The organism is Enterobacter sp. fkY84-1, from assembly GCF_052974705.1.
In genome coordinates this window covers 1,131,306-1,143,543 of the sequence record NZ_CP169393.1, presented here as the reverse complement: position 1 = coordinate 1,143,543, position 12,238 = coordinate 1,131,306, and the positions used below count along the sequence as shown (strand labels likewise).

9 protein-coding genes are annotated in these 12,238 nt (G+C 58.7%); 1 reads left to right on the top strand and 8 read right to left on the bottom strand.

From position 1 onward, the window contains the following. Window positions 1-11 precede the first annotated feature (11 nt). The gene (locus ACEPLT_RS05315) at window positions 12-1,256 is read left to right on the top strand and encodes a mechanosensitive ion channel family protein (RefSeq protein ID WP_021241588.1); all 1,245 of its coding nucleotides are present in this window, start codon (window positions 12-14) and stop codon (window positions 1,254-1,256) included. On the opposite strand, the gene ACEPLT_RS05310 is transcribed toward ACEPLT_RS05315, so the two are convergent. The 8 genes from ACEPLT_RS05310 to yahO form a co-directional block, all read right to left on the bottom strand. Then, window positions 1,257-2,228, bottom strand: coding sequence for a LacI family DNA-binding transcriptional regulator (locus ACEPLT_RS05310; RefSeq protein WP_021241589.1), 972 nt, complete (start codon window positions 2,226-2,228; stop codon window positions 1,257-1,259). Window positions 2,229-2,303: 75 nt separating this feature from the next. After that, window positions 2,304-3,446 (bottom strand): Gfo/Idh/MocA family protein, encoded by a 1,143-nt coding sequence (locus tag ACEPLT_RS05305; protein WP_232927990.1) that lies wholly within the window; start codon window positions 3,444-3,446, stop codon window positions 2,304-2,306. Continuing rightward, window positions 3,439-4,464 (bottom strand): sugar phosphate isomerase/epimerase family protein, encoded by a 1,026-nt coding sequence (locus ACEPLT_RS05300; protein WP_232927987.1) that lies wholly within the window; start codon window positions 4,462-4,464, stop codon window positions 3,439-3,441. The genes ACEPLT_RS05305 and ACEPLT_RS05300 overlap by 8 nt, the downstream gene beginning before the upstream one ends. A 15-nt stretch (window positions 4,465-4,479) precedes the next feature. Further along, window positions 4,480-5,715, bottom strand: a complete 1,236-nt coding sequence (locus ACEPLT_RS05295) for an MFS transporter (protein WP_021241592.1) — start codon at window positions 5,713-5,715, stop codon at window positions 4,480-4,482. Window positions 5,716-5,959: 244 nt separating this feature from the next. Further along, window positions 5,960-7,348 (bottom strand): phenylalanine transporter, encoded by a 1,389-nt coding sequence (gene pheP, locus ACEPLT_RS05290; protein ID WP_129318735.1) that lies wholly within the window; start codon window positions 7,346-7,348, stop codon window positions 5,960-5,962. A 103-nt stretch (window positions 7,349-7,451) separates the two neighbouring features. Then, entirely contained in the window at window positions 7,452-9,425 is a 1,974-nt protein-coding gene (locus ACEPLT_RS05285) for a PhoX family protein (RefSeq protein ID WP_032674299.1), read from the bottom strand. A gap of 126 nt (window positions 9,426-9,551) precedes the next feature. Further along, the gene (locus ACEPLT_RS05280; protein ID WP_232927967.1) at window positions 9,552-11,735 is read right to left on the bottom strand and encodes a TonB-dependent receptor; all 2,184 of its coding nucleotides are present in this window, start codon (window positions 11,733-11,735) and stop codon (window positions 9,552-9,554) included. A 185-nt stretch (window positions 11,736-11,920) separates the two neighbouring features. Beyond that, a complete protein-coding gene (gene yahO, locus ACEPLT_RS05275) occupies window positions 11,921-12,196 on the bottom strand; it encodes a DUF1471 family periplasmic protein YahO (protein WP_021241596.1) in 276 nt (91 codons plus the stop codon). Window positions 12,197-12,238 lie beyond the last annotated feature (42 nt).

Sequence of the window (12,238 nt, the reverse complement as noted above, 5' to 3'; positions counted from 1 at the left end):
CAGGAGACGTTATGCAGGAATTGATTGCTCAGGTTGAAGAGTTAGGCATTGAAATTAATCACACCACCTCTTTAGTGATTATCTTTGGTATTATTTTTCTTACCGCCATCATCGTTCATTTTATTCTGCACAAAGGGGTACTTCGCGCATTCGAAAAGCGCGCGCAGGCCAGCAGCCATTTATGGCTGCAGATCATCACTCAGAATAAATTATTTCACCGTCTGGCCTTTACCCTGCAGGGGATAATCGTCAACGTCCAGGCGGTACTGTGGCTGCAAAAAGGCAGCGAAGCGGCGGAAATACTCACCACCTGCGCGAAGCTGTGGGTGATGGTCTATGCCCTGCTCTCCTTCTTCTCGCTGCTGGACGTGATTTTCAATCTGTCGCAGAAAATGGCCACCGCGTCGCAGCTGCCGCTGAAAGGGATTTTCCAGGGCATCAAGCTGGTGAGCGCCATTCTGGTGGGGATATTGATTATCTCCCTGCTGATTGGCCAGTCCCCTGCGATTCTGATAAGCGGTCTGGGCGCCATGGCCGCCGTGCTGATGCTGGTGTTTAAAGACCCGATACTTGGACTTGTAGCGGGTATCCAGCTTTCCGCCAACGATATGCTCAAGCTCGGCGACTGGCTGGAGATGCCGAAATACGGTGCCAACGGCACGGTGACGGATATCGGCCTGACCACCGTGAAAGTGCGCAATTTCGATAATACGATTACGACCATTCCGACGTGGGCGCTGGTCTCCGACGCCTTTATCAACTGGAGCGGCATGTCGGCCTCCGGCGGACGACGCATTAAGCGCAGCCTGAACATTGATACCACCAGCATTCATTTTCTCGACGAGCAGGAGCAGCAGAAACTCATTCAGGCGAAGCTGCTGAAGCCTTATCTGGCCGCACGCCATGAGGAAATTAGCCTGTGGAATCAGAAAAACGGTGAAGGGGAATCGGTATTAAACCTGCGCAAGATGACCAATATCGGCACCTTCCGCGCCTACCTGAACGAATATCTGCGCAACCACCCGCGCATTCGTAAAGATATGACGCTGATGGTGCGTCAGCTCGCGCCTGACGCGAATGGCTTGCCGATTGAAATATATGCCTTCACCAACACGGTGGTCTGGGCAGAATATGAGGAGATTCAGGCCGACATCTTCGACCATATTTTCGCGGTGGTGGATGAATTTGGTCTGCGCATTCACCAGTCGCCAACCGGGAACGATATTCGCTCCCTGGCTGGCGTCATCGCGCAATAATCAGGTGCTGGCGCGGGAAATAAAGCGCCAGTCCATCATCACCCTTTCCGTGGGCGCATCCGGGTTGTCGATTTTGTTTAAGAGAAGATCGACCGCCTTGCGCCCGATATCCCGCGACGGCTGTTCGATGGTGGTGAGCGAAATCATGTCCGCCAGCTCCGTACCGTCAAAGCCGACCACGGCAATATCCTCCGGCACCCGAAGACCTGCCTGCTGAATGGCGCGCAGCGCGCCCGCCGCCAGCGTATCGGAAACGGCAAATACCGCATCCGGAGGATTATCTTTTAACAGGTTTTGCATCGCCGCCATGCCCGCCCCGGAGCTGAGATCGCTGGCATACTCCACCGCCTGATAGTCCAGATCCCGCAGGTGGATCACGCTCTTGTAGCCGCGTTCGCGCAGGCGGGCATATTTGTAGCTGAGATCGTGGTTGATCATCGCGATACGTTTGCGGCCGCCGTCGGCCAGCTGGCTGACGGCATGCTGTGAAGCGTCCACATCGTTGATGCCGACGCAGGAGACCGCGCCCGCATCGGCATATTCGGCGCACTGCACCCACGGTGCAGAACCAATCAGCGCGGCAAGTTCCGGCAGCTTCGAGAAGGCGTCCATGGTGATAATGCCGTCGACGATTTTGCCGGAGAGCAGGCTTAAGCCCGAGCGGGAGCGCTCGATGTCCGAGCCGGAGTTGCACAGCAGAATGCGGTAGCCGTTTTTCTCCGCCTCGGCTTCGATGCCCTTCACCACTTCGGCGCAGAATGGGTTGGCAATGTTGGACACCATCACCAGGATCATATAGCTGCGGGCGGTGCGCAGCTGACGGGCGAGCAGGTTTGGCTGGTAGTTGCTCTCCTGAATCGCCCGCAGAACGCGCTCGCGGTTTTTCGCCTTCACGGTGTCGCTGTTATTCAGCACGCGGGAGACCGTCGCCACGGAGACCCCGGCCAGCTGAGCGATTTTCTGAATTGACATAGCGACGACACATCCTGCGGTTAGCGTTTTGTGCAGGCTACCATAAATTTATTGCCCGGCGAACCGGGCAACGCGTTATTGTTCCACGCGCACCCAGCGCTGCTGCTGATGGCTTTTCACAATGGCATCAATGATATACATCACGTTTGCGCCATCGTGAAACGTCGCAAACTGCGGCGTATCCGGCATCGCGCCCGCCTGCACGGCGCGGTAGAACTGCGCCATCATATTTTTGAAGGCGTCCGGCCAGCCTTCGATATGTCCGCCGGGGAAGTGGGCGCTGTCGGCCACGTCAGGGTTCATCAGCCCCGGATCGTCGGTGAGCGTCTGGTTGGCCTGCGCGCGATGGCCGACCCACAGCCGCTGCGGGATCTCCTGATCCCACGCCACCGACCGCTCGCTGCCGTTGATCTCAAACGTCAGGCGATTTTTGCGCCCCGCGCTTACCTGCGAGACGCTGAAGCTGCCCTTGCTGCCGTCGTCGAAGCGGAACAGCACCGAGCCGAAGTCTTCGGTGGTGACCGGCTTGTCTTCATACTGCGCGTGCACATCGTGGGTAAAGGTCTGACTGCCCGACACACTGGCTTTGCGCGTCGGCCAGACGATGGTGAGATCGGCCATCACCTCGGTGATACGTCGGCCGGTGACGAACTGCACCGTATCGCACCAGTGGGAACCGATATCCGCCACCGCCCGCGACGCGCCGCCGAGCGCGGCATCCACCCGCCAGTTGTAGTCGGTTTCCAGCAGCATCCAGTCCTGCAGATAGCTGCCGTGCGAGGCAAACAGCCGCCCGAGGCTGCTTGCGCGCATCATGCTCGCCGCCTGACGCACCATCGCAAACTGGCGATAGACAAAGCTCACGCCATGCACCACGCCCGTCTGCTCCGCCAGCGCCACCAGCTCGCGCGCCTCGTCCGGCGTCATGCACAGCGGCTTTTCGGAAAACACGTGCTTGCCCGCGCGCAGGATCTGGCGGTTAATCTGTGCATGCAGGTGGTTCGGCGTGCAGTTGTGCACCACGTGCAAATCAGGGTGCGCGAGCAGCTCCTCAACGCTACCGTACACGTGCGGTACGTTTAGCAGGCGCGCCTTTTCCTGCGCCTTAACGAGCGAGCCGTCGCACAGCGCGACCACCTGAACAAACCCAAGGCGCCTGAGCGCCTCGATATGTGCCGGGCCAATAAACCCGCTGCCGACGATCCCGACGTTAATCATGGCTGCCCCCTGCGGCGAAATCGTCAAACGCGCGCCCGGCAACCGGAATGATGTGGCGGCGGATAAATTCGCTGCCCTCACTCGCGCCGGTATCGCCATCCTTCAGGCAGCACTCCCACTCCAGCACCGCCCAGCCGTCATAGTCGTACTGGGTCAGCTTGCTGAAGATGCCCTTAAAGTCGATTTGCCCGTCACCGGGCGAGCGAAAGCGTCCGGCGCGGTTGATCCACGGCTGGTAGCCGCCGTAGACGCCGCTGCGCCCGCTGGGGCGGAACTCCGCATCCTTGACGTGGAACGCTTTAATGCGCGCGTGGAAGATATCGATAAAGGCCAGGTAGTCCATCTGCTGAAGCAGCATATGGCTCGGGTCGTAGAGAATGTTGCAGCGCGGATGGTTGTCCACCAGCGCAAGAAAACGCTCGAAGGTCACGCCGTCGTGCAGATCTTCCCCGGGATGCAGCTCAAAGCAGACGTCCACGCCCTGCTCGTCGAAGGTATCCAGAATCGGCCGCCAGCGGGTCGCCAGCTCCTCGAACGCCTCCTGAAAGCGCTGCTCGTTATGCGGCGGCCACGGATAGAAAAACGGCCACGCCAGCGAGCCGGAGAAGGTCGCGTGTGCTTTCAGACCTAATCTTGCCGAGGCGACCGCCCCCTGCTTCAGCTTCTCCGTGGCCCACGCCCGACGCGCAGCATCGTTACCGCGCACGGAAGCGGGCGCAAAGTGGTCAAACGCGTCGCTGTAGGCAGGGTTCACCGCCACGAGCTGCCCTTCCAGATGGGTCGACAGTTCGCTGATAACCAGCCCGTGCGCGGCCAGCTTAGCGGCGATGTCGTCGCAGTAGGTCTGGCTCTCCGCCGCTTTCTCGACGTCAAAGATGTGCGGATGGTTGCAGGGGATCTGTACCGCCTTATAACCTTTACCTGCCGCCCATTCAGCCAGCCCGTCGAGCGAATTAAACGGCGCTTCTGCGCCAATAAACTGCGACAGAAAAATGCCGGGTCCTTTCATCGTCCTCATACCACCCCCTGAACGTTACGCCTTGTCATCGTCATACTTAAACGTGAGAAGGAAAATCAGCGCGATCGCCGCGGCCGCTACCGCCGGGATCCACCAGAATGTCACCCACGCCTGCGGCACGGTCTGCCCTGCCACCAGGCGGTTATAGAGCGCGCCGGAAATCTGCGAGCCGAGCAGCATGCCGATGCCGTAGGTGAACATCACGATCATGCTCTGGGCCTGGCCTTTCACCTTTTCGCCCGCCACGCGGTCGGTGTAGATAAAGCCGACGACAAAGAAGAAATCGTAGCAGACGCCGTGGAGCAGGATGCCGAGATACAGCAGGATGCGCCCCTCCTCGCTGACGCCCAGTGCGAACATGGCGTAACGCACAAACCACGCCAGCATGCCGATCAGCAGCATGACCTTCACGCCCAGACGGCGGAACAGCAGCGGAATAACCAGCATGAAGACGATCTCGGACATCTGCCCGAAGGACATGGCGGTGCTGACGTCGGCAATTCCCGCATCCGCCAGATACGAGGCGGTGTAGGCGTAATAGGTGCCGAGCGGGACGGAGATCAGCATCGCGCAGACGGAGAAGACGAAAAAGTGGCGGGTTTTGAGCAGCGCAAAGGCATCCGCGCAGAAAAGATCGCGCACCTTCACCGGCAGGCCTTTCGCCGGAGCAGGCGTGTGCGGCAGCGTCAGGCTGTAAAGCGCCAGCAGCACGGAGCTGGCCGCCGCCACCTGAAAGATGGTAACGCTGGACGCCACGCCGGTGACGCCGATGAAAATGCCCGCCACGATCCAGCCGATGGTGCCGAACACGCGCACCACCGGGAAGGTTTTATCCACGTTTGCCAGGCTGTGAAACGCGATGTTGTTGGTCAGCGCCAGCGTCGGCATGTAGCAGAGCGTGTAGCCAAACAGCAGGCCAATCAGCAGCGCGCCGTTCTCGGCAATCAGCGCCCCCGGCACGAACCAGAGGATCGCCGCGCCCGCCAGGTGCATCACCGCCATCACCTTCTGCGAGGCGAAGAAGCGGTCCACCAGCATGCCGAGCACGAACGGCGAGAGAATGGAGGCGATAGGCCCGGCGGAGAACGCATCGCCAATCAGCAGAGACATGTTGTGCTGGGTCATCACCAGGCCGAGCGTAACCGACCAGCTACCCCAGATAAAAAACTGCAGAAACATCATCAGCGACAGCCGCGGCACCAGCAGCCGATGCTGCGCTATCGTCTTTTCACTACTTTCAGTTGACACCATAATAAGCCTCACCCGGAAAAAGTAATCGATTACAAAATGATTCAAATGAAAAGTAATCGATTACAAAATAAAGATCCTGTGGATCGAAACAGATTTGGGAGGGGGGTCACGATAAAGATGAAGCAGTGTTTTGTAGGCCCGGTAAGCGCAGCGCCACCGGGCGTGAAGGCAGTTGCGGTCTGGTTTGGTGCGGTCTGTTGCCCTCACCCCGGCCCTCTCCCACAGGGAGAGGGAGAAAAACGGGCTACTTTTTGCGTGAGAGCTTAAACGCGATAAACAGGAACACCACCCATACCGGCAGCAGCATTGCTGAAAGTCGCATCTCATCCATGGTGCACATCAGCACCAGAATCAACGCCAGAAACGCGATACAGAGGTAGTTCCCCGCCGGGTAAAGCAGCGCCTTGAACTGCGTTTCGCGCCCCTTGCGGCGCATCGCGGCGCGGAATCGCAGGTGCGCGAGGCAGATCATGATCCAGTTCAGCAGCAGCGTAGCGACAACCAGCGCCATCAGCAGGCCGAAGGCCTCTTTCGGCAGCAGATAGTTGATCAGCACCACCAGCGAGGTAATCGCCCCGGAAAGGAACAGCGAGTTCACCGGCACGCCGCGACGGCTGACGCGGGTGAGGAATTTCGGCGCGTTACCCTGCACGGAGAGACCAAACAGCATGCGGCTGTTGGAGTAAACGCCGCTGTTATAGACCGACAGCGACGCCACCAGAATGACGAAGTTCAGCGCAGAAGCCACCACGTTGCTGTTCAGATCGTGGAAAATCATCACGAACGGGCTGCTGTCTGACTTCACTTCCACCCACGGGTAGAGCGCCAGCAGCACCACCAGCGAGCCGATATAGAACAGCAGGATACGGTACACCACCTGGTTAACCGCTTTCGGAATGCTTGTATGCGGGTCGCGCGCTTCCGCGGCGGTGATGCCAATCAGCTCCAGCCCGCCGAAGGAGAACATGATCACCGCCAGCGAGAGGATGAGCCCTTTCCAGCCGGTTGCCAGGAAGCCGCCGTGCTGCCAAAGGTTATCGATCGTGGCGCGCTCGCCGCCGTGGCCAGAGAACAGCAGCCACAGGCCGAAGCCGATCATGCCGATAATCGCCAGCACCTTGATCAGCGCAAACCAGAACTCGGTTTCACCATACAGGCGCACGTTGACGAGGTTAACGGCGTTAATGATGATGAAGAAGGCCGCCGCCCAGATCCACGTGGGCACGTCCGGCAGCCAGTACTGCATGTAGATGCCGGCGGCGGTCAGCTCCGCCATCCCCACCAGCACGAACATCACCCAGTAGTTCCAGCCGGAGAGGAAGCCTGCGAACGGACCCCAGTATTTATAGGCAAAATGCGCGAATGAGCCTGACACCGGCTCTTCAACGACCATCTCGCCAAGCTGGCGCATGATCAGGAAGGCGATAATCCCGGCGATACCGTAACCCAGCAGCACCGCAGGACCGGCCATCTGAATAGCGGGGCCGATGCCGAGAAAGAGCCCGGTACCGATTGCGCCGCCAAGGGCAATTAACTGAATATGTCGATTTTGCAAACCACGTTGCAGCGTCGGATTCTGATCCGACGAGGCTTCAGCGCTACCATGGCCTGAAGCGGATGACGCGTCTTTCACGTCCTACCCCTGTCTCTTTTTTAGAAGGGGCACGTTTTAACACTTCATGCTGGCGGTAGCAAGTTTAACGCCGGGAGCACGGCATGCCCCCGGCGATGCAAGGTTATGAGCCGATGATCCCGCCGTCCGCTTTGACGATGACCACCGTTGAGGAACGCGGGCGTCCGTTCGGGTTCACGTCTGGCCAGTTGGAAACAGCGCGAGGGTTAGCAGGGTCGGTGATATCATCCCCGCCCTCCCCCGGATGCTGAATGTTGATGAACAGCGTCCGGTTATCCGGCGTAAACGCAATCCCGGTGATTTCACACCCGCGCGGTCCGGTCAGGAAACGACGATACTCGTTGGTGCCCGGAATGGTGGCCACCATCTGGTTATTGCCCATCCCCTCGTAGGCTTTCTTATTGATGGTGCTGGAAGAGACGTCGGTCTGGATCCACAGCACGCCCTGATGATCGAACGACAGGCCATCGGGGCTGCCGAAGGCCGCCCCCTGCATGGAACCTTTAGCCTTCGGATCGTCGCTGTCGGTCCGCCCGCCCATCACCAGAATATCCCACTTAAAGCGAGCGGCAGCAGGATCGGCCCCCTCTTCGTGCCAGTGCATAATATGACCAAACACGTTATTAGCGCGCGGGTTGGCAGCATCAACCGGTGCCTTACCCTCCTTCCCGCGATCGCTGTTGTTGGTGAGCGTACAGTAGACGCTGCCGCTGGCGTGCGGGTCGACCGCTATCCACTCGGGGCGATCCATCTTCGTTGCCCCCACGGCGTCTGCCGCCAGGCGGGTTTTAATCAGCAGATCGCCCTGGTTTTCAAACCCGTTGCTCTTATCCAGACCCTTTTGCCCGAAGATCAGCGGCAGCCAGTCGCCGCTCCCGTCTTCGTTGAAGCGGGCAACGTACAGCGTGCCGGACGTCAGCAGCTGCATATTGGCTTCACGGTTCGCGGGATCGTATTTTTTGTCCGAGACAAACTTATAGATGTACTCGAACTTCTGGTCGTCCCCCATATAGACCACCACGCGGCTATCGGCGGCAAGCGTGACGGCCGCCCCCTCATGCTTGAAGCGGCCCAGGGCGGTGTGCTTGCGCGGCGTGGAGGTCGGGTTATAGGGATCGATCTCCACGACCCAGCCGAAGCGGTTAGGTTCGTTAGGGGTTTTATCAACGCTAAATCGCTCGTCCACCTCGTTCCAGCGGTAGGATTCATCGCTGTCGCTGATCCCGTAGCGTTTTTCCAGCGGGTTGAGATCGGTTTTTTTGACAAAAATATCCGACCAGTTCTCCTCGCAGGTGAGATAGGTGCCCCATGGCGTATGGCCGTTGGCGCAGTTCTGCATGGTGCCCAGCACGCGCTCCCCCTGCGGGTCGGCGGCGGTTTTCATTAAGTCCTGATGCCGCGCCGGGCCGGTAAGCTGCATCGGCGTATTGACGGTAATGCGGCGGGCATACGAAGACGGGCGAACCACCTGCCAGTCGCTGCCCGATTTTTTCACTTCCACCACCGACACGCCCATCGCGTTCTGCCCCTTGCGGGCCTTGTCGAGGCTCCAGTTCGCCGTACCGTCGGTAAACAGCATCCCGTTGTCGATGTACTCATGGTTCATTGCCAGCAGGCCATGCTCCGGGTTTTGCTCCCCCTGCGGCAGGCTAAACCACGCCATGCCGTCATGATGCATGCCCGCCTGCGCAGCCTGTTCGTCCGCGGTGTTGCTGGCATCCGGCTTAAAGGCCGGCATGTTGTTTTTGATCCCCGTCGGGTCACCCCAGCGATAGAACGGGCGGGCAATATAGCCTTCCGGCACCCTCACCGTATCTTCCGTGGAGACGTCGATGCTGGTAAAGCCCAGGGAAACCGCTTTTGCCAGTGCAGAAGGCTTTGATACCGCGGCAATCGCATTTTCGGGTTTGATCAGAAAGGGGAATGAAACGGCAGCGCCCGCCACGGCGCCCATCTGGAGAAAACGACGGCGGGAGAGGAACACCTCTGCCACCTCGGAGAATACCGGGTTCGCGCTGCGGTTAGCGATGTCGTCGCGATGTTCTTTTTTAAAAACGGATTTGAGGGGTCTGCCCATAGCGGCTTCCTGTCATTGGCCAAGAGGTAAGGAGTCGGCGACCAGTCTAAGAAGCTTTTATTACAATTTTATAACACAACGGCGGAGGTGTGGGGCGTCCCTGCCCCGGATAACGAGGTGGAACGCTTAGAACTCGTAGCCAACCGAGACCTTAAAGGTACGCGGCTCGCCCTGCGTGATGTAGGTGCCGGAATCGTCCACGCTGGCCCAGTAGTTTTCATTGGTCACGTTGTCGATGCCCGCGCGCACCGTCATCTGGTTTGCATTGTGGTTCACCGCGAAGCGATAGCGCATCCCCAGATCCAGCGTGGTGTAGCTGTCGATCTTTTTGGTGTTGGCAAGATCGGCGTACTGCGCGCCAGAGTGGTTGACGCGGGCGGTCGCCGTCAGGCCATCAATCGGCTTGATGTCATACTCTGCCCCCAGCACGGCGTAGAAGTTCGGGACACCAATGGCATCGTTGCCCTGATTTACGCCGTTTTTGGTTTTGGTCAGCTCCGCCTGCAGCCAGGTGGCGCTGGCGTTGAGGCGCATCCCGAGCATCGGCTCGCCGAAGACGTTCAGCTCCACGCCGCGGTTACGCTGCTCGGCGTCCAGGCCGTAGTGATTGTTGCTGTCGAGGATCGCCGACGGCATCTTGATCTCAAACAGCGCAAGCGATCCGCCCACGCGCCCAAAGTCCGCCTTCACGCCCACTTCGTTCTGCTTAGAGTGAACGATGCCGGTGCTCTGGCCGTAGTTGGTGGCGGTGTTAGGCGCGGTTTTGCCCGGCTGCAGCGCTTCGGTGTGGTTAGCATAGAGGGAGATGTCTTCCCACGGCTTGTAGACCACGCCGTAGGTTGGCATCCAGCGGCTGCCGTCGAAGCCGTCTGCCGCGTTTTCCGCACCGGTAACTTTGTTATACCCGCGAATGACCACCTTCTGATGGCGCGCGCCAGCAGTGAACAGCAGCTTGTCGTCCAGCACGCCCAGGGTATCGCTCAACAGCCAGCCCTGGGTGCGGGTGCGCCCGCTGGTCAGCGGATCGCTGTACTTCCCGCCTGAGCCGTTGAGATTGGTGCTGTCCGGCATATCGACGCCGGTGTTGTGGTAGATGTTGGTGGTCGGGTTATCCTTCGTCGCCGACATTTTCCACGCGATCTTTTCATTTTTGGTCATCGCAGAATAGCCAACGTTGACCTTGTGCGAGACGAAGCCGGTATTGAAATTACCGCGAATGCCCGCCATGCCGCTGACGGAATCGCTGATGCGGTTGGTATCAAGGCGGCTGACCGTTGCTTTACCGCTTTTATCCAGCAGCTTCGGCGCGCTGTAGATCCCTTCCTCGTGCGCGTGCTGCGCGCCCAGGCCGGTATAGGCGGTCCAGCCGTCGGTGATGTCGTACTCGCTGCGCCACATCCCAAATTCGTTTTCGATGTTGCTGTAGGCCCACTTCTGCGAGAAGTTACGATCGTTTTTCGGCGGCTCGGGCACGAAATCCACCGCCGAAATATTGACGCTGGTCGGGCTGCCGTGGAAGGTTTTCTTCTGATAACCCAGATCCAGCGAGGTGCGGAAACGGTCGCCTTTGTAGTCCAGGCCGGTGGAGAGCAGCGTGGTGCGGCGGCGGTCGTTCGGTACGCCGGTTTCCCCTTCACGATGCACGAGGTTCACCCGCGCGCCAAACTGGTCGCTGTCGCCGTAGCGACGGCCCGCATCCAGCGTGGTGCCAATCTGGGAGTCCGAGGTGTAGTCGACGCCCACTTTCGCCTGCGGGAGTTCGCCCGCGTGTTTTGGCTCAAGGTTGATCATCCCGCCCACGCCCGAGCTCGCCGCGCCGTTCATCAGGGCGTTTGCCCCTTTGAAGATCTCAATGCGCTCAACCATCTGCGTATCCACCACCTGACGCGGCAGCACGCCGGACAGTCCGCCAAAGGTCATGTCGTCGCCGTCGAACTTCAGGCCACGGATGCGGTAGGTTTCCGCGCTGTTGCCGTACCCCTGAACGAACTGTACGCCCGCGTCGTTGGCGACCACATCAGCAATGGTTTTCGCCTGCTGATCTTCCACCAGCTTCGAGGTATAGCTGATGATGTTGAACGGCACGTCCATGGCGTTCTGCTGACCGAGCATCCCCATACGCCCGCCGTTCGCCACCTGTCCGTCAAGGAAGGCCGGTACCAGCTGGTCGCCACCGGGTTTAAAGTCGCCGGCAGGTGCAGACTGCACAACGAGGGTGTCTTCTTTTTTATCCTCTGCCGCGAAGGCGGAATGCGTTACCGCGCCAACGGCGAGCGCCAGCAGCGTTTTGTGTATTCTGGTGTTGTTCATCGTTAACTCATTTGAAAGTGCGCGCAAAAATAGCCCGTTGTCAGGCCTTAGAATGTACTGATAGCAATGCAAATGAGAACTATACGCATTATCCATGCGTTAGCAAGCGTAACCACGAACAACAGGAAGAGGTGGGGAGACAGGATGAGGAACAACCACCCCAAAATGGGGTGGCTGCAATGACGTTATTTTTTCTTGTAGATATTAGCCGTACCGTGAATTTTATTGTTGGTGTTCCCTGAGGTGAGCACCAGAACATCCGCGCCTTGCTTATCGGCTTTCTCAATCAGTTCTTTTTTTGCATCATCAACCGATACTTCATTTGAAGTGCTTACCGTACCGATTTTTTGATACTGAGACTCGACTTTCTTGAACTCATTTTTAGTCAGCAGTTGGGCAGCAAAAGCATTGGTCGTAAACAGTAACGCCGTTCCCAACAAAATAGCAGTCGTCTTTTTCATAACCTTTTTCCTTGAGATTAATCAGCAACTACGAAAAACCTC